The organism is Providencia sp. PROV268 (genome assembly GCF_028477805.1).
Lineage (GTDB): Bacteria > Pseudomonadota > Gammaproteobacteria > Enterobacterales > Enterobacteriaceae > Providencia > Providencia stuartii.
In genome coordinates, this window is the sequence record NZ_JAMPLW010000008.1 from 1 (window position 1) to 21632 (window position 21632).

Below are 21632 nucleotides of genomic sequence, written 5' to 3' on the forward strand. Positions count from 1 at the left end.
CCACGATAAAATCCAACCGGAACATCGGCTAACGGAGGCAACGCAATCACTTTTCCCTCTTTAGTGACATGGCTGATCATTAATTCAACCGTCGCACTATGACCGTTACATGACACTACTTTTGCCGGCAGTGCCGTATGAATGTCTTGGCGTTGGTTTTCAGCTTGCTTGCCGAGCACATCAAGTAGCGTTGGCTCTGTCATTTTTCCACCTTCTTAAACTTGCCACCGATACACGTCATTTGGCTGTACCACTGATCATTCATGAAATCGCCAGCATGGCTTAGTTCAGTGATCTTAAAGTCGCCACTGTACTCATTCATGATGGACTGAACGCGAACAAATCCACCAATTCGCAATGCCGGATTACACAAGCATGTTAGCTGTAAACCTTTATCGGTCTTTTCTGGGCTACCAATCAATCCTGTTTCTTGTGAAAGCACAAAGCCTTCATTGTCTGCAAGCACCTTATCTTTTGGCAATACCGTCATTTGACCGTCTTGAATAGACCATTGAGCATTGTTATTCTTAGCTATCTTATGAAGTAACTCCCTAGGATCGCCAAACATCACTTTACCTCGCGGTAACTGCCTATCTTTTGGTAAATCAATAACACCCGTCTCAACCCCCATTGCTTGCGTATTCTCTCTAAGGATTTCAGCATCACTCTTACCTGCCGACAGCGTTTTGTTTACCATTGATGACGTGTAAGCTTTAAACCCATCACCGCATATCAGCTCAGTAATAAAGTCTTCACCGTCTCTTATTGTGTTTGCCTCAACAATATCGCCAGCATAAATTTGACGTAGCTCTTCATAACCTACAGATAACGAGGCTCGATTAAATTCTTTGCTGGTTAATAAGTTTCGATGTGACGCATTAAGGTTGTAAATACGGATAACAGCAGGGTTAGGCTCTGGTGTTAGTGTTTTTTTGACTTCAAAAGTGACTCTAAGGTTTGTTATTTCTAGTGACTCTTTTGTATTGCCAATCACTAATTTAAGTTGTCGCCCGAATTGCTTCATACCAAAGTCCTTTATCAACAATATAGAGCAAAAGCCTTTCACCTAATTCACGTCGATATAACGCATTGATACCAAAGTGAGACTTATCAGCAAGCATCAGAATAAAGGGTAAGTTTTTTTCAAGCAGTGACGGCGCATTGACAGCTAACCCCTGCCGCTGTGTGATAAGGCGGTTTGTATCGGTATCTGACAAATCAAACTGCCAACCGTGGGTGATCGGATTGTAGTAGAGTGTAAGCCGCAAATTCATATCAAACAGTGAAAATAACTGCTCTTGAATAGGTTCATCTGATAGCGGAATTTCGTAAATCATCTAAAAATCTCCCGCAATGTGGAGGATTTACTCCCCTTTTCAGTCGGCTGAGTGCGCCCTTTATTGGCTTTTTTCGGTTGCCCTTTTAAATCAGGATGTAGCCCTTGTGTTGTTTTATTTTCAACAATAAATATCTCTTCAACCGTCAATGTGAATTCAGCCGAACCAGGCTTGTCTTGCGTGGTACTAATATTGGTAATTATCATGTTTGTGTACAACCGGATCCCCGTTTGTACAGTGATAGGCTCACCTTTTTTTTGTAAAGCGAGCAGCCCTTCATACGCACGCCCGACACGGTCTAACGTGGGTGACGCATCGGTTGAGGTATTCACATTATCTGGGTACCAAGGCGCAAGCACCTTAGCCGCTTTTTCTTGAACAGCGGCACCTACCGAAAGGTAAGAGCCTAACATTGATTGGGCTTGCCCTAGGGAGGCAGATAATTCAAGCGGTAACGGGTATTCACTCATTAAATCCGTATCTAAACCGGTTAAGTTCTTAATCTGTTGTGGGGGTTCGTACCCAACCACAATTCCCGTTATCGTGAGTGACTTGGGTTCTAAAATGGCATGGTCGGCAATATCCGCCCCTGACTCAACGGGGTTTTTTGTTAACCGCAATGATGACGTATGTTCTTCTCTGACCGTGCAATCTAATTCAAAATCACCAATTGAGCGCGTGATCACCGCCACGCGCCCCGTAAACATACCACTAGTTATATCCATCTCATTACCTTATCTACCATTAGCCAAAACGCTATCGAGTGATTTTTCTGCAAGTTTATAGCCATTCTTATTAATGCCATCCAGAGACAATGAAGCCGCTTTTTGTGGATCGCCAGTGACGATACTTTGCTGTACCTGTATATCGCCTTGGTTAATCGTAATTGACTTGTTATTGGTGGTCGCAGACGATAAGTTAGGCAAACTTGGTTCTAGCAATGCGGCGTTGATAATCGATCCAGTCAGATTACCACTAGCTTCACCAACTGCTTCATCATTACCAAAACCAAAAAAACTTTTGACTGAAGCAATACCGTCTTTAATACCTCCAATGAGCTTATTGAAATATTTCTCAACAAACTCAAACGCGATCATAAATGGCTTTTTAATGATATCCGTCGCCAAGCTAAAGGTTTTACCGAGCTTTTCGGTGAAAGATGTTGAATCATCGCCCCAAATACTGAAAAGCCCCTTGATAAATTCCCATGCTGAGGTGAAAGGATAGATAATCAGGGCAAACACCGCACTAAAGGCTTCACCGATGGCTGTGACTGCTTTTTCTGCACCGTCTTCTGAAAGCCCCAGCGACATCAAGATGGATTTCACACCGTCTTTAAAAAATGACTTTATCTTTTCCCAAGTGTCAGCAACAGCCTTCCAAAAATCACCAAAAGCAGACTCGCCAGTTGTAAGCCATTTATAAAGATCGTAAAGAACATAACCTAGACCAACAACAAGCCCGATAACAATGCCTATTGGGTTCATTAATAGCGCCCTACCAAGTATCATGAAAGCCTTGCCAGCTAACCCAGCAAACTTGATGAGCGTTTTTATCGGTGATATCAGGAAGCTAATCGCCTTTCCAAAAAGACCAGCACCTTTAGTCATCGATACAAAAATATTAGTGCCAAATGTGGCCGCTAGCATTGCCCCGATGATTTTTAATGATGCTTTGAACTCTTTAGATAACCCACTCCACCAATCTTTAACTGATTTAATCCAACTAATACATGAACCCCAAAACTCACCAAATAGGGAATCGCCACCTTCGAGGTAAACCATCAGATCATCAAGTAAGAGCATTAAGCCAACAATACCTGCAATCACCCACGTTATCGGGTTTGCAATGAACGCCATGAGCATTGCTCTCTTCAGCACTGCCAGAATAGCTACCAGTCCGATAACAGCCGCTTTCCAACCAATGGTTTTTTCTATCAGCATACTGATTGCTTTAACTGAGTTGATAACAACTTGAATTACCTTCGCCCCCCACTGAATGACTTTTGTCAGACCATTAGCGATAAGCTCCTTGTTTGATGTTAACCACTCATTAAAACCCTTCGTTGCTTTGGTAAGTTGCGGCACGAGGTTCAGAGCGATTTTTGTCTTAATCGAGTCAATTGATAACCCTGTTTTTTTCAGTGCCGCTTGATATTCATCAGCTTGTGCCAACTCCTTTTTCGATATATCAAATAGTAACCCTTTTTCTTGCGCGAGATCTTTTGCGCCAGCGAGTGCGCCATCAATAAAACCAATCACTTTAGCTGATACAGCGCCTATTACCGCCCCAACCCCAAGCGCAATTAATTTAAGTTTACTAATTTTGCTGCCAACATTGTCCGCCTTGGTTCCAGCCTCTTCAAGATTATCTGAAGCCTCATCCCCAATGTCATCGAGATTTCCGTTAATTTTGTTTGCTTCAATCGCAATTTGAGCCGCAGCCGCACCGAGGGCAGCGACGACATCTTTAATCTTAGCTGCCTGAGTGGTGTCCACTCCGATGGCAACGAGAAGTTCTTCGATTTCCATCCTCTGCCCTCTGCTGAGACAACAAACGCTCGACATAGGCTTCATGAAAATCAAGCACATCGCCGAGCGTTGCTGTCGTTCTAAGATCATGACCGGTATATTTGCCTTCCATAATTGGGAGCATTTTTAACCAATCAACATCACTTACATTACTGTCAGTTCCGCCAAGTTGAGCGTACTTACTTTGGATGCGACTCCATCGGGCAAAAAATCAGCGAAGTGGAATTTCAACCCATCCACAATTAGCGGGTAATAGTGTGAGCGATGCGTATTAAAGTGTTTGTTAAATACATCCACCTTATCTAATTGAATTATTTCCCCTTCTTCATTTTTTGCAATCACCCATTTTAAAATAAACTTCTCGATGTCTTGCATTTCAGGCGACCCGATATTGGCTAGCACACCACCGATATCAACACCTACCTGTTCACCATTTAAGGTAATACACCCCTTTAACATGCCGAGTAGTTTCATTGCGTGGTTTTTGGCTTCAATAAAGTTGCTGGCGCGGTGTTCGTAAGTGATATTATCTTTTTCCATTAGTTTTGTGCTCCCTTGGCTAATTTAGTAATGACTCGCTCGAACTGGATAGTCCATTGAGTTGGGTTATGTGATGCGCCCCGTGTCACTGTAGGTGGTGTCGTAAAGAAACCAACGTGACCCACGATTTCATCGCCATTCCATGTGTCTTTGATATAAAGCTCAAGTGGCGTTGGTGCAGACTGACTGCTTAAAATTTGATTGCGTAAATTTGATAAAAACTGATTATCTTCTGAATGTTGTAATAGCTTGAGTGTCAGCGTTGCTGATTCGTTACCGGTAAACACATACACACCGCGACCACTCGCACCGATGGTAAACGCCCCGTCGTCACCAACCGGCGCAATTGCGATTGAATCCGCCGATTCATCGAATGCGGTGATCTCATAGCCGTTGATGCTGACCATTAGTCGCTTGTGGTTATAAATTGCCATTGAGAACTCCTAGCGGTTGAATTGAATTAATAAATCGGCTGAGTGCCCTGCCCCAGCGAGTTTTATTGCACACATAATCGGCATCATTTTGCGGGCTTCTCGATCTGCTTGTGACTGAACATCAAAGCTATCCGAGTAAAAATAGAAACCTTCATCAAGGCGATCACCGTATGTTAACTCGCCCACATCATTACCGCGCCAAATGCCACCGGCTAAAAAACCATTACGGACAAATTCATTGCCAATAACGACCAGTGAGCCAATTAGCATCGCTTGGCCTTTATCGGTTTGAGGTACTTTTGTTGGGTTGGCTTGTAAGGTCGTGAAGGCTTGTTTTTGGCACGCATCAATAAACGCATCCAGCCCCATCACTTCATCAATAAATGTGCCGCCGAGCATCGTGCCTTCAGCTAACATATTGATCCCGTCATAGTCGGTGTAGTAGTTGATACCTAAACGGCGACACTTTTGAGCATCAATTAATGTCACTCGGTCATCAGAACGAACCGCAGATTGTTGTTTAAATTTAACTGTCTTAGCTGTGTTCTGTCCTTGCCAAACCGTTGAAACGGCAATCGCGAGCAATTCGGCTGCAGCGTGATCATCTCCAGTTTTATTGAACTGAACCATTAAGCGACCAGAGGCTTTGTCGTGCAATTTTTTAAGGACGTTTTCGTTATTCCATTCGATTTGCTCATCACGAATAGCGGTATATGCCAGCACTTTTAAATCAGCGCTAACCACCCAATCATGAGCATCTTCAAGCTGTTCGTCAGTTAACGTGTTAGCAAAATAAGCGCCATACCAGTTTTGATAAATATTTTGCAGTTTACGCATTGCATCAGATGGCATTTCAGCTTCAACACTTTCTGACGCTTTCCCAACAACAATTGTCGCCTGACCATTTTCAAGTTTAAGCATGTTACCGATGTAAGTACCTTGCGTTGATTCTGTAACATAACCTAAGCGTGTCGCAGGATAAGCACCCGTAGTTTTTGCCTGAATAATGAAACGATGACCAACCTCATCCCAAATCACTTGTAGGTTTTTATCTTCTGGTAATTGAGTTTCAATAGTTGATGCGATATCGGTAAACCCAATAGCCTTGCTAAAATCTAATGCTGTTAGTTCCGTTTCTTCACCTGCAATATTCAACGTCATAGATCCATCGGTGATAGATTTAAACGCATTAATACCAGCAGATACCGTTGAACCCTTCAGCGCATTAGCGATAGCTGGGATTTCTTGTTTCTGTTCTGCGTAACGAGCAATCATTGCACGCTTTAACTTTGGACGTGCTGAGAATAGCGCCTGTGCCGCTTTGTGTGCGCTAGACTGGCTACCGAATAGATTTGCTACATCATCAGCATCAGACACAAACACATAGCGTGTCGTGGCATCCTGAAAGACTTCTCCAACCTCTGATGTAAAAATGGCGACCATACTCAAATCACGGCGTTGTGCCGCTGCCGCTTGTGGCAATATTTGAGCGTTAATCACCTCTTTGATTGATAAACTCATTTATTAATCCTTTTGAGTAGTGATGACGACCGACTCACCACGATTGAGCGGTGCTTCGATACGATGAATATGTGAAAGAACTAAGTCGAACTGAGCACGTTGCTCCTTACCTCCAGCGATTGCAGTTGGTAAGTTTCTAATTTGAGATGAGCGAACGACACCGACACCTATTCGTTTAAATAGCTGTTGTGCATAGCTCGTTCTGATTGATGTTGATAGCTTCTCTATGATCAGATAGGCATTTCTGCCAAAGGAATTGATAGAGATTGAGGTTTCGTAGGTTGACGTGACGATTTCTTTTTCATTGGTGGCATCGAATTTAATCTCTGTACCAATAGGCTCTGATGGTAACCTGCTTACTGATATGAAATACTCCCAATCAGAAACATCTACTCCATCATCACCGTCAATAACCAGTTCCTCACGTAATTGGGAAACCTCCGCTATCGTCCGTCTGACTGCCCTCATATCGAGTTGCGAGAGTGTCGTAATAGCCATAATCATTCCATAGCGATTTACTGATAATGCGCCAACGATGACCGTTCCAGTAAAACAACTCTTTGTTTTCGACTGGCTCTTGTGTCATGACTCTGACGGTTGGGTTGTAGCGATCACCTTCTGGCAGAATTTGCAGGTCATCATTACTGGCTGGCTGAACAATGCAGACAAGAATACGCTTTTCGCCAGACTCACTTTCAAACTCACACTCCTGAGCAAAGAACGGATCGGAAAAGATATCTTCAACAAAATTATCCATCATTTATCGCGCACCTCGTAAGTGATTAATTGTATTAAGTTGCCAGTGTCAATAAGTGGCTTGGAGGACCCTTTGCGCTTTATCGTTTTTAGATCAAGCGCTGGGCTGATGCCTGTTTGAATTTTACGCTTTACCTCACCTGCTAGCTTTTCTCCGACAATAGCGAGTGATCTACCTGAATAATCCTCTTGTGAGATATCTGTCATGATTTCACGAATAAGCAACTTTGTCGCCTTACCTTTATTTTCCCTCAACGTCGACAGAAGAAACGACCGCTCAGGAATATGACCGGGAACACCGAACTCATGCGCCGCTGCAATGGTGGCATTACTGAGTCCATCATCACGCTTACCGTTAGTTGCTGCAGGTACACCCACGACGACTTTCTTTTGCCCTATTGCACGAATACGAGCCTCTAATGCTTTGAGACCCGCACCATTGAATTTGCCAGAGTTTTTAATCATGGGATCACCATTACATGCACACCAACTAGCTTGCGAAGTCGGATATATTCCTGACCATAAGAGCTTGATGCGTATCCATCGTGATTAGAGCCAAAGCCAGCGTCAGGCGCAGAGTAACCAATAGATAAACCACCCGCAGCTTTACTTGTCGCGGATTGTACTGGATTACCATTTGAATGACCTGATTTGGTTAATGCGCCAGAGACATAGAGAAGATGTGCTGTTAAAGCATCTCGCCCTTGCTCAAACTTCTTTCCCCATATTTTACGAGACATTTGGTTTTCAGCATCTTGTTGGGCGAGTTCAATTCTTGCTTTATCAACTTTGGCAAATTCGGGGTAACGCACAAGAAAAGACATGTTACCCCCTTAGATTACTTGCTAGGCGATGTTTTGTAGTCCACATACACTGCTGATGCAGGAACCTTCCACATTGCACCACCGAACGCAGCACGATAGCCACACTCGTATGTCAGCAGGTCACGTTGGCGAACAGGTAAAAGCTCTGGCATGTGAACTTTCATTTCCACATACTCTTCATCGTAGGTATAGATAACTAGACGAGTTTTTCCTGCTGTGATTTCTCGCGCATATTCAGCAGGAATTTTTACAAAATTAATACTGAATGCGTTATCACCTGATGCTTTACGCAGTGCCGCCATGACGCGATCCATTGCTGATACTGGTAGTAAGTCAACACCCACAATCACACTGTTTGTATCAAACTTCTGCATAGCTAACATGAAGTCAGCCGCATCCATTGCAATGTGAGTTGGTTGTACACGATAACCTGATGCAGCCCATGCAACATTGTAGGCATCGAGGATCATTGAGATAAACTCTTCTGCCGTCATATCTGCGATAGACTTTTTAGACTTCTCGGTGATCACTGGCACTAATGAGCCATTAAGTAAACCTTCCTGACCTTTAACAGCATTGTGACCACGGTAGCCAGCATACTGAATTGTTGCTAGTGCGTTGGCGTAAAGATCATCTTGCTTTTTGGATGGTAGGTTTAACCCCAGCTTGGCGATTTTTTCAACTTGTTGCGTTGTCCATGTAGCAGCCTTAGCCCATTGTGCGACCGGTGCTTTTTCCATCTCAATTTCACTGTCAATAGTGACCAATGAGTTGGTTTTGTTACCAATAATGCCATCCATCACAGAACCCATCACTTCTGTGCGTCCGTACTCAAAATACTCCATTGCAAAATCAAGACCTTCGCTAACAGGAATAGCTTCACCAATGTTAATTTCAGGTAGCTCTTTCTCCTGCAACTCTTTGTCACGCTCAGTCAGAGACTCTTGCAACACTTCTTCAAAATATGCTTCTTCGATAGCCATTAATTACTCTCCCGAGCCTGTTTGTTGTACGTTTTGCATGTAGCCCAGAGTGATAGCTACGCAATTACTACCTTTGCTCACTTTTTCAGCCCAATAGCCAAGAAAGATATTTCCATCCGCTTCTTTAGTCACTCGTCCTGACGCATCACCACCAACTTTGATGTAAACCAAATCACCACGAGTAAACTCTTCGCCTTCTATAGCTAGAGCGCCCACACAGTCACCGTGAGAGAAGTGGCCAACGTTAGTTGTTTTACTGTGCGGAGCCTTGTCGCCGTAAATATCACGAACAACAATACCGTGAACGACATCATTGACTGTCTCAATATGTTTAACGCCGCCCTCTGGATTGACTGCAACAAAGATGCCATAGTCCATATCTTTTTCAGTGCGGTTTTCTTCTCCCCACACTTTATCGTTCGAGCTTGATGCGCGGTAAATTGTGCCAGCCCGGAGCGTTCCGATAGGCGAATCCCAGTTAGTTTGGAAAAAAGACATTATTTTTTACCCCCTAAACGTTGAGAGACTGATTTTGTTGATTTAGATGCCGAGTCATTGAATAGATGTTTGCCAATGTCACTTTTGGGTTTAGATGTTGCCTGCACTGCAATGTAAGCTGTTCTCAAGGCTTCATCTGACATTGCTTTCACCTGAGCATCATTAAACGCCCCCGTACTTAACAGAACGATTGAGTGGATATCACGAGCTGATTTTGCATCTGCGAACTTAAGTTTTGGGAATCTTGCTTTCGCATCAGTTAATGTCGTATTAGTGTCTTTCTCAGCCTTGAGAGCCTCTAACTCCTCCCTCAGTTGCTGATTTTCTTCTTTTAGCTGAGCGTTTTCAGATTCCAATGCCGCAATGCGAGCATCTTTATCATCGGCGGGTGGTGTTTCTGGATCTGCATCAGTTGGCGTTGCATTCATGCCTTCAAGTTGCGCTTTTAATTCGGCTAACTGAGACATAACTTCAGCGGCTTTTGCAGCAGCCTCTTCCGAAGCGTTACCTTCAAGTTCTTCTAATGACTTCTCAAGCGCAGCAATCATGCCAACAATTTCTTCGGCAGTGAGAGTCGCACCTTCTCCGTCTTTCAGTTTTTTGCCTTGCATAAAGCTAAGAGCATCTTTTAATGTTTTAAACATCGTTTTACCTTTCTTGTCGTTTAACCTAATGTCAGCGCCGTAGCGCCCTTCTGCTACCACGGCAACATGGTTGCCACGAATATTGATGTGATATAACTTGCCGTCACGCCTTTCAATTTCGGCTGGCTCATAGCCAACAGAAACCTCACGGACATCTGTTTTCTCTAGTGTTGCGATTGCCGCTGCGTCTGTGATGTAGACGTCACAAACAATCTTGTCGCCTTCAATCCTGACGTTCTGGATGTGACCTATCGCTTTCTCTTTGTGATCGCCTGATGTCACTTCACCGCTGTCGGGATGAGTAAGCGTCAAAGGGAGTCCTTCAAACGATTTAAGTGTTTCTTGCTTTGAGAGTTCTTCGAGCGTGCGGATGATTGTTATTTTTTTGTTGGCATCACTGCCAGTTAACCCAATTTCATGACCATAATATTCAATAGGCCCTGCACGGGTTATTGCCGCAGTAGTAACAGCGTACCCCTGTGGCGTTTTTTTCCATGCCATAAATTAATCCCATGAGACGTAAGGCAACGCGACACACCTGCACTGATAATCAGTTCCTGGATGGCCTTCGTATGCCCCGATTGATTTGCGCTTCTTCCACGTTTTGCCGCCATCGTCAGAGTAGACGGCGGGATCTGAGTATTTGCAGAGTTTGCCGTTTAACTTGCGGTGACTATCACGCTCACGCTCATCACCAGCACCGCCCCACTCGTACAAGTCAAGTCCGAGCGCACGACTACGAGATTCAGTCAATGCAGCATTAAGCTTTGCGGTTTGGTCACGTGCGATAAACTTCGCACGGCTTTTCGACACCTTCCCCCGCTCACGGATGGATGCAATGAGATTTTCGTGCCTGCCGCCGTTCTTCAGATTACCGAACACTTCCGCGCCGATATCATTGATAAAGTCAGTCTGTATTGACTTAATCAAATCAACATTCTCTTTTACCGCTTTATCCATATCCTCACGAATAGCACCATCACCCAACATGCCGGACAGGTCGATACCGAACGCATTTTTATACGTCCGCAGTGTCTGTTCTTTGTTTTGTTGGTTTGCGCGATTAACTAGACCAAATGACAATCGGTTAGCAATGTCAGCGATAGACATATTGGCCACTTTTTGTATTGCTCTAGATAATTTGGCTGTGATACTTAAAGGAGGAGTGTTTGGAGCGTCGTTCAGCGTGGGACTTTCTAACTCGGCGATAATGACATTAACCATTTCATCAATTACAGAGTTTAATCGCTCTCGGTACCAAACCTCGGTGCGTTTGCTCTGTTTGATGGGTCGCATTCGCCTTCGTCGTGGCTTAAGTCTCCCCTGTTTGTGTTCCAATATCTGTTGTAGTTCCATAGTCACCATATCCTGATGATTCAACTATTCGTTTAATATCGGTCTCAGTAACCGTAACTAATAACCCTCTCGCCACCATTTCACGTAGTACCGTTTCTTCGTCTATTACGCTATTTTGCAACATTGACGTGAAACCGGTTGAGTATGCAGTGAATCGTGTTGCCTGTTCAGCTTCGTTAATGCTGTCAATTGATGGATAGTCATACTTAAGTTCGTCACTGATTGATAGCTTGTCGAGGATGAACTGGTCGATAAAATCTTGCAGTGGACGCAAACGAGCTTCTTGCAACCCGTTTATTGTTTCGTAGTAAGATTTGTTATCCTCTTCGCCTGAGTTGAAGCCACTTGCAGACTGACCAAATAGAACAGTGATAGGTCTATCCAGAGCGCCGGCAAGAACACTCATCATCTTGGTGATGACATCAGACAAACCTGCAAATTGCGCCGTCTTTTGCTCGTATCGCCCTTGAGCATTAGAATCACCTGCATCAATAGCAAGAATACCAGTAGACGATTTACCTTTCTTCATCACAGCGAGGTATTTTCTTACTTTATCTTCTTCACCACTGGCAATCTGATTGTTCATTCCGGGTATAAATAAAACATCGACGTTAGCTTCTTGGATAGTGTCGCCCGCACTGAGAACCGCCGTATCAAATATCTTGATGTCTTTGTACGGTGTTTGCAGATCAGATGTACCGAACTTAGCTCTATCTTTTAAACTGTGCTTACCAAGCTTGATTCGATGACAGCGTGTGTGATGAAATTTTAACTGCTTATCTCCAATATCAATCTGATAGACAATCGGCTCGCCAAAATGCGGTGAAGCGATATCAGTAATGACATTGGAATCAGGCGTATATTCACCCTTCCTTAGCACTATGAATTTAACAATATCTTCATCTGCCAGATTGAGCCTTGATACTATTTTTTCATCATCACAATCAGTAATCGCAACAATGAGAGCGTCACCTAGCAATGAACTCCATGTCAACGCATCATTCAAAACCTGATAAACCCCTAATTCAGTCTCAGCATCTTTGATGCTTTGAATTAACGTACTGTCAATGTCACCTGAAAACTCACGAGGGCGTTTAAGCATATCCTCGGCGGTTTTATTGATGTACTTCTTCGCCACCCATGAGCCATCGTACAGCGCCATTAATTCGGTATCTGGCACTGCTTTTTTCTTATTACCGTATGTAATTGCGCCTATCTTTTCACCGAGAGACGTCATCATGCTGCTCAAGCTGTCATTAAGCCGAGTAATTAAGTTTTTATTAGTCATTAGAGGATATCCAATACTGATGTACGCCCCTTGACATACCCATCCAGACCATACCTAACCGCATCCCAGCAGTGGTTATACGCATCCTCAATGACGGGAAGCACTTCACCAGTGATGCGGTCTGTTTTGTATGAGTAGAGGCGGGCTTCTTTTGCTGTTTCTTTACAGAGAGGATGGATGATAATTTGCTTGAAACCACGCAAGTATGTGATGCCATCTTCTACGCTGCCCTGCCACTTCTTAGCAGCTGAGATATTGAATCCCTGCCGCTTTAAATAGCTAATTGTTTCGGGTCGCGCGGAGTCAGCTTTAATAGGCCACTTACGAGCTTCGGGTATTTCATCGTAAAAAGCTGGCATGTGGTCAAGTTCAACGCCTGCACCGTAAGCCTCGCGCTCGATGTACAGGCAGTCATCCAAGATAAACATGCGAATAAGCGTGTTAGGGTCTTTAGCAAAACCAAAGTCAGCCCCGAAAAGCAACCTATCTGCTTTCTTCCACAGGTCATCAGGGAATGATTGAACAACGTATTTATTGGCTAATACTTGTTTATCAGAGTTTTCAAGGTAAGCACCTTCCCATATCCACGCATAAGTAGCGGCATCTAGTCTAGCTTGGTCATTCAAGCGCTCTTCTTCTAACACGGAAGGAAACCACGGGTTATCATCGTAGTTCATCTCGACAATAATTGCGTTATCGGGTGGCTCCTTTCTAAAGCGTTTATCCGTAGCGCTTCCGTCTCGCTCAGGATTCCATGTCACCCATATTTCAGAACCAGCTTCACGAACAGTGGGGGTCAGTTTCGTCCATGCCGTCTCTGACACGGATTCAGCCTCATCCACCCAAGCGATTAATATTCTCGCCTTGGATTTGATGCTATCTAAGTTATGTCGCAACCCTGCGAAAACATAGCTAACTGAGCGGCACTTAGTGCGAATGTATTTCTCACCAAGCTCGTAGAAATCATTTAGCCAAGGCACAGACCTGATAGCCTGTTTAACTTCTTCCATCGAGGATTCTTCAAGTGAGTTCATGTACTCACGAGCGCAAAGTATCACCCCAGACTGCCCATTCTTTGCAGCCATGTAGCCACGGATAGCTGTCATTAATGCGAATGTTCTCGTCTTTGCGGAGCCACGCCCACCATATGCGCCACGGTATCGCACACCTTCGTTCTCGAAAACTGGAACCAGTTTAGGTGGAATTTCAATCCTCGCTACCGTCATTGCTACCCCCAGCAACCAGAACTATTTTTGTTGGTGACATTGAGCTATCAGAGGATTTGTGATCCACTTCCTGCTTCTCACTGTAACCATGATTGGCCAGCATTAGCTTGGTTATCGTTGGATTAAACTCACCAATCAGGCCTTTATTTATCAGTCTATTTTCCTGTAACGTTTTTATAGCTTCTAACGTGCCCGAAAAGTCTTCATTTTCTTTGGCATATTGCTGAACCGTTGACCGGCTAACGCCTAAATAACAGGCTAGACCAGCCACACTTGGTACAACATCACCAACCGTTTCATATCCGCCCATTAAGTATTCTTTTGCTTTAACTAAACTCTCTGCAAATTTACTTGGGCGACCCATTTTTGTTTTAGTCGCCATTAATTAACCTCAATTAGAACAATCCACTGGCTGTTTTCATATATGCCTCGTAAATCCCGAGACCACCAGTAACAAAAACCTATATAAAACTCTATCAACGCCACTCTATGAATGACGTTTGTAGAATTTTATAAAATTTATTCAAACACAATTTCTTTCTTAAAACAGAGCTTCATTAACCAAGTGCTGTGAATCAAAGCTCCAATAATAAACACTGGGTGCATATAACGGCGCAGTGTCATTTTGTAATGCAGTGTTCCTGTTTTCATATCCCACCCAATAAAAAAGGCCGCTAGGGCCTATTTGGTTTTCTGTTTGTTGACTAACTTGCCTAACTCTCGCTCGACGATTTCAGCAACTATCCTGCCATCATCAACTCTGCCACAGTGTAAGTATTCAAGTGATTACTGTAATTGACGATGGAGAGTATCTAGCCAGTCTTTTTCTTTCTTGGTCAATGAGTTGCTCCTGCATTTTCGTAACGACAATTATCAGGTGGAACTAGAGTACCGTACTCATCTCTAACACCAATATCAGTAAGCATGTCACCGTATTCATGAACAAGAGCATTCATGTATTTAATTCCGCGCTTACTTAATTCTGGTATTTTACCACCACAGATAACCACGCCTTTTGACGGAGTCTCATCAAACTCTTTAAGTAATTTTGAATAGAATCTGGCACGATAACTGTCAGTCATTCTATCTTTTGGGTACCCATCTAGCAGACCGTGAAGAAATGACTTACTGACTTCAATATCCCCTGTCTCATATCTATAAATAGGTCTGCGCCACACGGATACCAGATAAAGCAAATAAGCCTCGGCTACTTGGCCACAAAAAAAATCACAGGCATATAATGGATCATTCATTACTTACCCTCCAATAGATCAGGTATAGTCATTTGAATTTCATTAGCCAGTAGCTTTCGTTGCGATTCAAGGTGATTTTTCTCACCACCAACACCCCACCTATTCATAATCCTTGCAGCAGTGCTTACCCTTTTCTTTTTACTTTGGTATTCAAGTTCAAGTTTATTGGCTTGCGCAAACTTGCTTAGGTGACCAAGAACAAACTCCCTGAATGTTTGGTATACCTTTACCTCAAAAGCAGCAGATAACCATGATGCATATCGTAGCGCGATAATCTCATGCGCCCATGTACCACGATTATTACCGCCATTAACAACTTTAAGTATTTGATTTTGTTCCAGAGTGACTTTTAGCACTCTGGTTGCTTCTTCAACAAACTCTTTCACTCCATCAGCTTTTAAAAACTGACTTGGTCGCTGCCATTCTTTAGCTATGCCGCCAGATATCGCAGCCCTATGGAGATCATTTAAGTTGTAAGCTCCATATTCGTTGCTTCTAACTCGAGTATTCTCAATAACAATAGTTGCGTATTGCATAGTGCTATCCTTACTTAGTAATGAACCCTTGCCACATAGGAAATCAGCCCATCGAAGCAGCACCAGCTATAACTGATCTCCTCAAAGGCTCATTCCTAAATAACGGTTCGATGTTTTTAGATGTGTGTGCATGTGGTGCACAGAGTGAAATGCGAATAAAAACCCCTGACTTCTCAGAGGCTCATTATTCGCTTGCATATTTTGAATGCGTCAACTACATTTAGCGCGGATATTCATTTTATTTTATATATGTATTTTAGCCCGCGGTGTGTGGGCTTTTTTTATTCTTTCGGAATGCTTTTATCCAGTTCTTCCCGGAATTGATCTGGCTTATCAAAACCCTGCGTTGCCATGATATTTCTCCATTAAAAAGCCCCGCTATTTTGCGAGGCTCAGATTTGTAATATCTGCTTGAGATTACTACCTTTTTAATGTTGTGGTTATTCACGATTAACGTATAGTGACGTTACATTCATGAACTATTATTCTCTACTTTGCCTCGATATCTGGGGCATTTCTTTGTTTTCAATTTCCCGTATTGCTTTCTTGTCGAGAGTTAATCTTTCCAAGTGATAGCTTTTACAGCCCACATTTGAGCATCCACAATACGGCGCATGGCTTCATTGTGAATCATCAATGCTTCTTCTGATGTAGCGCTTTCCATACTGTCACGCACTAAATCGATAAGTTCAGCTGATTTCTGCTTGACTTCATCTACTGTTGATAATGATGATGGGTTAAAGCTAATACCAACTAATTTTTGACCTAATGATTTGTTCATTTTAAACACTCCGTTCTAATGTGATATTGAATTATTTCTAGCCGATTCAATCTCTCGAATGGCTTTCTTATCTAAATTGCACTTTGCTATTGAATTCATCGCATCAACTAGCAGTTGTGGCATGTCGCCCCAGTCCACTTTTTCAGGAATATCAGGCTGAGGACAATCAGCGGTTAACTGTGCTGGTATTGGTGGAGACTGAACGGGAATCAATACCTCTTTTGTACTTGTGCAACTCACTAACAACATCGTCAGGCACAGCAGTATTAGCGCACTCATTGTCTTTGAGTACTGTTTTGATAACAGTCTTAACTTTGACATGTTCTGAGTCCTCTAATTGCTTTGCTTTGATGTTGTCGAGCGATGCTTGATAGTGAAGAGTTATTGCTGATTGGGTTACTTGGTTTAGTAGCTGGCTTGTTGATAATTGCTCAATGAGCTTTCCATTCTCTTTACTCACTTTGACCATCTGATATGTCAGTATTAAGCCAAATATGAATAGCAACAGCCAGCAAATAAACGGTGCTAAAGCTATAAGCCTTTTCACAGCAAACTCCACGCTTTTTCGAACATAGCCTCATCGTAGGGTTGCGTGCCATTTTCATGACGAATGATTGCCTTGGCCAGTTTAATTGTGGTTGCCTTATCATAAAGACTGATAACATCAGTAGGCGATACACCCAACTCTTTAGCTACACCGTTAATATATGCTCGGGTGTTGTTTTCATTCGTCGGAGCCCAGCGGTCAATCAGGCCTGATACAGTTTTTAACCCGTACTTACGCTGGTAGGTACGAAGTAGTGCCATCAATGCACGAATACCATAAACAGGGCTTTCGAATCGACAGAAGCGAGGTTCAATACTTGGGTCATGCGGCAATTGCCCTTTCCAATTATTGGCTTTGTTGTAATCAATGTTACCAGGGTTGTTATTGCGAATGCCTCGCGCTTGCTTAGTCATTGTTCACCCCCGCCCTGCCTTTAATAATTTTACTCAGGCCATCCACGCCGACATACCCAATGAATACACTGGCCAGATATGCCAATTCATGATTAAGTCCAAGCAGTGTTAGAAGGTCTTTTACAAACCATGCAAACAACGCACACATGGCACCATCAAATAGCGTCTTCTTCCAACCGCCGCCGTTGTACTTGCCGCGTAGAATCGCCATACCTGTTGCTAGTGATGCGCTAATACCTTGCTCCTTATGAGCAGCAATAATTTGAAATACGTTATCCCAGAACTCGGGGTTTTCTTTCATATGATCCATACTCACCCCCTTTACTGGAGGAATTTAGTTAATAGAAAGCCGCGCACAGACGCTCAGTGAAAGTGAGTGATAGTAGTGATTCTGTGGCGGCTGTATACGAAAAAGGCCGCACTAGGCGACCTCTTGAATGTGAACTTGTAAGCAATCCTTACAGCTTTAATTGGCGACACCGGAATTCCGGCATCGGAATAATATCAACCAGTTATAAATAGAACATCAGATAAAGCCTGTTTCTTTTTTTTAATTGGTTGGTTAAAATAAAAGACGACCAAGAGTTTTTTTGGTTTAGCTATAAACATGATTTGCAATCTTTTGCCACCATCCTAAAAAGTTGGTGGCTTTTTTATGCTCACTCGAATTCATCAAGCATATAAACCCTTGCAATGCAAAAAGCCCCACCGAAGTGAGGCTCTATTAATCTGGTTAAGCCAACCTAAGAACAATTAAGGCAGCTTACCTGATAAGTATTGTCCATTTGGCCATTTCTGTCAATAGCAAAGTTCAGTTATTTTTCTAACTTTAGCTACACGTTTGCGACCGTTCATTGCATTTCGTAGAGGTTCGTATAATAACCACTGACAAGCTTTCAGCTTTTCGTCAACCTCTCTTCGACATGTTCGCAATGATGGAACCTTTACTTTTCCTCCTGACCTTGTGTTCATTTTGCGAGGTTTTGCATTGTTATGGTAGTAAGATGCTATCGAAAGCTTTGACGCGCCGTACACGTAGTAACTTATCAATATCTTGTAAGCCTGCTTGTCAATGGCGATGACAGAATCTATGACCTGAGAAATCAACATTCCGTCATCGTCATTACACATCGGCCGTGTTAGATTTTTGCTTGGGTCAACTGATTGCATGAATTTGTATATGATGTTAATTTTCCTCATGTCTACTCGGCCTGAGTGAACCCAAGCGCCCCACAATTCAAGCCATCCATTAAGCCAGTCGAATTGCTCCTTTGTAAGTTCTTTCTCTCCGATGTAGTTCATCTCACCCCCTGCAATACTTCACTCTTTCCTTTTATCGCTCCGCCGATTCCACCGCGATGTATAACCATAAGCTGCCCATTTACAATGATGTGCTTTTCTGCTCGCGTATCGAATGCGTACTTCTTTACTGTATTTCGCGATGCGCTTATCCAGCCAGCCACTCGAGTTTGATTTCCTCTGGCTTTGATGAGTAATTCTGGAATGGTTGTTATCTCAGCCTGCATCATCTATCTCCCATATCATGATATCCAGTGAGCCGCCTTTAACCCTCTCGCCGCGTTTAATTCGAAAATCATCTATCTGCTCGTCGTCATCCCAAAAGTTGGCGTGAGTAAGCGAATCGAAAACAGCTTTAGGCAAGTTATCGAGGTCTCTTTTGCGTTTGTCTGGAGGGTTTGCAGTGATGATTATCTTGATGCGAGAGGTGGTTTTGATATCTAGGTTATGTTGCTTGATGTAATCTGTTACTTGCTTTCGGTAGCCTGTACCCTTTGATGATATATAGTGCCTGCCTTTGCAGTGTCGCCAGTACGTATTTACTGAAGGCGGCCACGGCAACTTGAGGTGATATTGCTTCATGATGGTTCTATCAATCCCCCTCTGGTTAGCTCCCTAAGTGTTAAAACAATCGCCCTATCCATCAGTTGACGTCTTTCAATTCGACTCAACTTGCTGCCGTTATCAATCTCATGATGGCAGTGCTGACATAATGCTGCTGTGAGGCTATCGTCAACCTTAAGCCCCATCCCCTTATCTTCGTTTCTATGTGCTACCTGAGTGCCATAGCGACCACACAAGACACAACATTCGATTTGAGCTACGGCTTTGAGCCATTTTTTTGAGCGGTAGATACTTGTCATTTCTCTAGCTCCCACTCTGCAAGTGTGATAACCAACATCGGGTTACTACTACCTTCAATCTTCCGCATTGCTTCATACGCTAAGTGCTCTTTAAATTTGCGCTTTAATAGCCCTGCACACTTCCTGACGGCTTCATTAGACTTATGGATAGCCCAACATAGCTTTAATGTTATCAGTGCGCTCATAAACGCTTCTGCTTCGTTTTTCATCTCCACATCCTATTAATCATTGTTCGCGGTGTTGGCTTGAGCCATTTTTGGGTAGGCAGGTTGACTGATACGTCGAAATATTTCGGGTTAATATTGAGCATTTTGACTGGGGAATAACCTTGTCGCTTGTAATGCTCACAAAGTCTTTCTGCTTCTTCGTAAGTGAGAAGTCTGTGTATGTGGGGTTCTGTCATCTCTCTTGCTGCTCCTTGAGTTATTCCCTGTGACCGTAGTAGTTATATTCATAACGAGTTGTACGCAGCTTCACGCCGTTTTCTACCGCCCAAGCTGTCGAGTATTCAATTAAGCTACTCATGCGCTTCTTGCCCATTTGAGACGTACTCTCTCGTATGTTTAATAGCTCACCTTCAATTCCCCTAATTAACGGTGACTCTTTCGCTCCTGTAGTAACCATCCAGTGGCCAGACACAAAGACATTCTTCCACTGCCATAATTTCAGTGGCTCATTGTTGAGTGTCATTTGCTTTGACACATCACCACATAGCGCATGGAACATGTCGTTCTGCGGTAGTGTTCGGCTGGATTCTGAGATTTTTACTTCTAGGGGGAATTCTTCGTTGAGGGGTAGAGCATTTATTGTGGCTATTAGGTTTTCACGTATTCGTTTATTTCTTAGAAGAAACTTTGTGGCTTTCTCCAAGTTAGCCTCCTATTCATTTTTCAAGAAACACGTTGTTGAATAAGAAAAAACAAATATAAGCCATAGATGTTAACCAGAGAATTATCGCTGCTGCTGATATAACCTTCATCGTAATAACGAACCAGTTATTATCCCCATCAAATACCTTCAGCATGATAAATGCCATTGCAAAGCCTAATCCGCAAAACAGGTTCATGCTGATTTTGTACATCAATGTTATTGGATCACTCACTGTTAGCTCCTTGCATTTCTGCGTATACCTCTATCCAATATTTAGCTTCTTGGATCCATTCTTTTTTCTTTTTGCGGATTTGTCTTTTGGTTGGTTTGCATGGGAATTTATAGTGTTCCTCAATCCAGCCTACGTTTATTTTTAACATCCAAAATCTGCTATTCGTATTGAAGCTGACGTAATAGACCATGACTTCTACTGGATCACTCACTGTTAGCTCTCCTATTAAACCTTTGCGCTGAATAATCACGGTCAATTTGCATTAATTCTTCTGCTGTCATGTCATCAGAATTATCTGGGTAAATGTCGTTATTGCGGATAAAAGAGAAATTAGTGCCACAATCAGCATTAGTACATTGGATGTGGTCACAAAGGTGATTATCTTCTGGGTCTGGCTCGTTCTCGCCACACCATTTAACTTTGCTGCCGCAAAACGGGCACTTTTTTAACTCATTCATCATTAGCTCTCCTGTTCCATGCTGCTAATAGCGTTAATATCAGATATGATTTCTCCCAATGATTTCCTTTGTGTTTTTGACAAAACACGGATTATGTCATCGACCCGATTACTGTAATCTGAAAGTTCCGTATCAATGGGTTGCAATATTTCATCACGAGTAAATGTATTTGAGCGCCAAACAACTGCTAAGCCAGAGATGGTAGATTTTTCATACCATCCATTTGCCTCCAAATATTTTTTGAAGTCATTGGTAGTTATGAATTTTTCATTGCGCAGATTAATGCTGTCACCACCGCAAAACGGGCATTTCTTGAGTTCGCTCATAATTTACCCTCGATAACCAAAACAGCGATAACCGCCGCTATTGGGTAAGTGATTATTTTGAAATAGAAAATTAACATTTCTTTTTTGGTTGGTTTCTTAACTTGAAGTGCTCGCAG

36 protein-coding genes are annotated in these 21632 nt (G+C 43.0%); all 36 read right to left on the reverse strand.

The window, feature by feature from the left end:
* Positions 1-203: Gp138 family membrane-puncturing spike protein (locus tag PR699_RS06755; RefSeq protein WP_272577828.1), on the reverse strand; the 203-nt coding region annotated here is incomplete at its 3' end.
* Entirely contained in the window at positions 200-1024 is an 825-nt protein-coding gene (locus PR699_RS06760) for a hypothetical protein (RefSeq protein ID WP_154640052.1), read from the reverse strand. The genes PR699_RS06760 and PR699_RS06755, both read right to left, overlap by 4 nt.
* Positions 999-1337 (reverse strand): hypothetical protein, encoded by a 339-nt coding sequence (locus PR699_RS06765; protein WP_154640053.1) that lies wholly within the window; start codon positions 1335-1337, stop codon positions 999-1001. Before PR699_RS06765 ends, PR699_RS06760 begins: the two co-directional genes overlap by 26 nt.
* A complete protein-coding gene (locus PR699_RS06770) occupies positions 1334-2062 on the reverse strand; it encodes a phage baseplate protein (RefSeq protein ID WP_154640054.1) in 729 nt (242 codons plus the stop codon). Before PR699_RS06770 ends, PR699_RS06765 begins: the two co-directional genes overlap by 4 nt.
* A 9-nt stretch (positions 2063-2071) precedes the next feature.
* Positions 2072-3868: a hypothetical protein gene (locus PR699_RS06775; RefSeq protein ID WP_272577829.1), complete on the reverse strand. Its 1797-nt coding sequence runs from the start codon at positions 3866-3868 to the stop codon at positions 2072-2074.
* A gap of 144 nt (positions 3869-4012) precedes the next feature.
* Positions 4013-4408 (reverse strand): phage tail assembly chaperone, encoded by a 396-nt coding sequence (locus PR699_RS06780; RefSeq protein ID WP_154640056.1) that lies wholly within the window; start codon positions 4406-4408, stop codon positions 4013-4015.
* Positions 4408-4842: a phage protein gene (locus PR699_RS06785; RefSeq protein WP_121874674.1), complete on the reverse strand. Its 435-nt coding sequence runs from the start codon at positions 4840-4842 to the stop codon at positions 4408-4410. The genes PR699_RS06780 and PR699_RS06785 overlap by 1 nt, the downstream gene beginning before the upstream one ends.
* Positions 4843-4851: 9 nt before the next feature.
* Positions 4852-6363 (reverse strand): DUF3383 domain-containing protein, encoded by a 1512-nt coding sequence (locus tag PR699_RS06790; protein ID WP_121874675.1) that lies wholly within the window; start codon positions 6361-6363, stop codon positions 4852-4854.
* 3 nt (positions 6364-6366) lie between these two features.
* Positions 6367-6831 carry a hypothetical protein gene (locus PR699_RS06795; RefSeq protein ID WP_230084791.1) on the reverse strand — a complete coding sequence of 155 codons (465 nt, stop codon included), beginning with the start codon at positions 6829-6831 and terminating at the stop codon, positions 6367-6369.
* Complete coding sequence (locus PR699_RS06800) at positions 6785-7123, reverse strand: hypothetical protein (RefSeq protein WP_121874677.1); 339 nt, start codon at positions 7121-7123, stop codon at positions 6785-6787. Before PR699_RS06800 ends, PR699_RS06795 begins: the two co-directional genes overlap by 47 nt.
* The gene (locus tag PR699_RS06805; RefSeq protein ID WP_272573005.1) at positions 7120-7584 is read right to left on the reverse strand and encodes a hypothetical protein; all 465 of its coding nucleotides are present in this window, start codon (positions 7582-7584) and stop codon (positions 7120-7122) included. The genes PR699_RS06800 and PR699_RS06805 overlap by 4 nt, the downstream gene beginning before the upstream one ends.
* Positions 7581-7943, reverse strand: coding sequence for a DUF4054 domain-containing protein (locus PR699_RS06810; RefSeq protein ID WP_154640059.1), 363 nt, complete (start codon positions 7941-7943; stop codon positions 7581-7583). Before PR699_RS06810 ends, PR699_RS06805 begins: the two co-directional genes overlap by 4 nt.
* A 14-nt stretch (positions 7944-7957) precedes the next feature.
* On the reverse strand, positions 7958-8926 hold the full coding sequence (locus PR699_RS06815; RefSeq protein ID WP_154640060.1) for a major capsid family protein: 969 nt from the start codon (positions 8924-8926) through the stop codon (positions 7958-7960).
* Positions 8927-8929: 3 nt separating this feature from the next.
* The gene (locus tag PR699_RS06820) at positions 8930-9424 is read right to left on the reverse strand and encodes a hypothetical protein (RefSeq protein WP_121874681.1); all 495 of its coding nucleotides are present in this window, start codon (positions 9422-9424) and stop codon (positions 8930-8932) included.
* A complete protein-coding gene (locus PR699_RS06825; RefSeq protein ID WP_154640061.1) occupies positions 9424-10569 on the reverse strand; it encodes a DUF2213 domain-containing protein in 1146 nt (381 codons plus the stop codon). The genes PR699_RS06820 and PR699_RS06825 overlap by 1 nt, the downstream gene beginning before the upstream one ends.
* Positions 10570-10572: 3 nt before the next feature.
* Positions 10573-11424 carry a phage minor head protein gene (locus PR699_RS06830; protein WP_154640062.1) on the reverse strand — a complete coding sequence of 284 codons (852 nt, stop codon included), beginning with the start codon at positions 11422-11424 and terminating at the stop codon, positions 10573-10575.
* The gene (locus PR699_RS06835) at positions 11381-12712 is read right to left on the reverse strand and encodes a DUF1073 domain-containing protein (RefSeq protein ID WP_154640063.1); all 1332 of its coding nucleotides are present in this window, start codon (positions 12710-12712) and stop codon (positions 11381-11383) included. Before PR699_RS06835 ends, PR699_RS06830 begins: the two co-directional genes overlap by 44 nt.
* On the reverse strand, positions 12712-13938 hold the full coding sequence (locus PR699_RS06840) for a PBSX family phage terminase large subunit (protein ID WP_272577830.1): 1227 nt from the start codon (positions 13936-13938) through the stop codon (positions 12712-12714). Before PR699_RS06840 ends, PR699_RS06835 begins: the two co-directional genes overlap by 1 nt.
* Entirely contained in the window at positions 13919-14320 is a 402-nt protein-coding gene (locus tag PR699_RS06845) for a DNA-packaging protein (protein ID WP_014657893.1), read from the reverse strand. The genes PR699_RS06840 and PR699_RS06845 overlap by 20 nt, the downstream gene beginning before the upstream one ends.
* Before the next feature lie 137 nt (positions 14321-14457).
* Complete coding sequence (locus tag PR699_RS06850; RefSeq protein WP_272573003.1) at positions 14458-14589, reverse strand: hypothetical protein; 132 nt, start codon at positions 14587-14589, stop codon at positions 14458-14460.
* Positions 14590-14774: 185 nt separating this feature from the next.
* Complete coding sequence (locus tag PR699_RS06855) at positions 14775-15191, reverse strand: hypothetical protein (RefSeq protein ID WP_014657892.1); 417 nt, start codon at positions 15189-15191, stop codon at positions 14775-14777.
* Positions 15191-15727, reverse strand: coding sequence for a KilA-N domain-containing protein (locus PR699_RS06860; protein WP_014657891.1), 537 nt, complete (start codon positions 15725-15727; stop codon positions 15191-15193). Before PR699_RS06860 ends, PR699_RS06855 begins: the two co-directional genes overlap by 1 nt.
* A 556-nt stretch (positions 15728-16283) precedes the next feature.
* The gene (locus tag PR699_RS06865; RefSeq protein WP_060560977.1) at positions 16284-16508 is read right to left on the reverse strand and encodes a hypothetical protein; all 225 of its coding nucleotides are present in this window, start codon (positions 16506-16508) and stop codon (positions 16284-16286) included.
* Positions 16509-16674: 166 nt separating this feature from the next.
* The gene (locus PR699_RS06870; protein WP_223854692.1) at positions 16675-17055 is read right to left on the reverse strand and encodes a hypothetical protein; all 381 of its coding nucleotides are present in this window, start codon (positions 17053-17055) and stop codon (positions 16675-16677) included.
* A complete protein-coding gene (locus tag PR699_RS06875; protein WP_060560976.1) occupies positions 17052-17468 on the reverse strand; it encodes a structural protein in 417 nt (138 codons plus the stop codon). Before PR699_RS06875 ends, PR699_RS06870 begins: the two co-directional genes overlap by 4 nt.
* The gene (locus tag PR699_RS06880; protein ID WP_004916437.1) at positions 17461-17778 is read right to left on the reverse strand and encodes a phage holin, lambda family; all 318 of its coding nucleotides are present in this window, start codon (positions 17776-17778) and stop codon (positions 17461-17463) included. Before PR699_RS06880 ends, PR699_RS06875 begins: the two co-directional genes overlap by 8 nt.
* Positions 17779-18266: 488 nt before the next feature.
* A complete protein-coding gene (locus PR699_RS06885; RefSeq protein WP_004916449.1) occupies positions 18267-18770 on the reverse strand; it encodes an antiterminator Q family protein in 504 nt (167 codons plus the stop codon).
* Positions 18767-18994 (reverse strand): protein ninH, encoded by a 228-nt coding sequence (locus PR699_RS06890; protein ID WP_053110625.1) that lies wholly within the window; start codon positions 18992-18994, stop codon positions 18767-18769. The genes PR699_RS06885 and PR699_RS06890 overlap by 4 nt, the downstream gene beginning before the upstream one ends.
* Positions 18984-19349: a RusA family crossover junction endodeoxyribonuclease gene (locus PR699_RS06895; RefSeq protein ID WP_060561200.1), complete on the reverse strand. Its 366-nt coding sequence runs from the start codon at positions 19347-19349 to the stop codon at positions 18984-18986. Before PR699_RS06895 ends, PR699_RS06890 begins: the two co-directional genes overlap by 11 nt.
* Complete coding sequence (locus PR699_RS06900) at positions 19346-19630, reverse strand: hypothetical protein (protein WP_053110584.1); 285 nt, start codon at positions 19628-19630, stop codon at positions 19346-19348. The genes PR699_RS06895 and PR699_RS06900 overlap by 4 nt, the downstream gene beginning before the upstream one ends.
* Positions 19627-19839, reverse strand: coding sequence for a hypothetical protein (locus tag PR699_RS06905; protein WP_249890480.1), 213 nt, complete (start codon positions 19837-19839; stop codon positions 19627-19629). Before PR699_RS06905 ends, PR699_RS06900 begins: the two co-directional genes overlap by 4 nt.
* A 214-nt stretch (positions 19840-20053) precedes the next feature.
* Positions 20054-20500 carry a recombination protein NinB gene (locus tag PR699_RS06910; protein WP_104873294.1) on the reverse strand — a complete coding sequence of 149 codons (447 nt, stop codon included), beginning with the start codon at positions 20498-20500 and terminating at the stop codon, positions 20054-20056.
* Between the two features lie 13 nt (positions 20501-20513).
* On the reverse strand, positions 20514-20732 hold the full coding sequence (locus PR699_RS06915; RefSeq protein ID WP_272572874.1) for a hypothetical protein: 219 nt from the start codon (positions 20730-20732) through the stop codon (positions 20514-20516).
* A complete protein-coding gene (locus tag PR699_RS06920; protein WP_272572875.1) occupies positions 20725-20943 on the reverse strand; it encodes a hypothetical protein in 219 nt (72 codons plus the stop codon). Before PR699_RS06920 ends, PR699_RS06915 begins: the two co-directional genes overlap by 8 nt.
* The gene (locus PR699_RS06925) at positions 20936-21193 is read right to left on the reverse strand and encodes a Lar family restriction alleviation protein (RefSeq protein ID WP_181407434.1); all 258 of its coding nucleotides are present in this window, start codon (positions 21191-21193) and stop codon (positions 20936-20938) included. Before PR699_RS06925 ends, PR699_RS06920 begins: the two co-directional genes overlap by 8 nt.
* Positions 21193-21516 (reverse strand): hypothetical protein, encoded by a 324-nt coding sequence (locus PR699_RS06930; RefSeq protein WP_004916482.1) that lies wholly within the window; start codon positions 21514-21516, stop codon positions 21193-21195. Before PR699_RS06930 ends, PR699_RS06925 begins: the two co-directional genes overlap by 1 nt.
* Between the last annotated feature and the right edge of the window lie 116 nt (positions 21517-21632).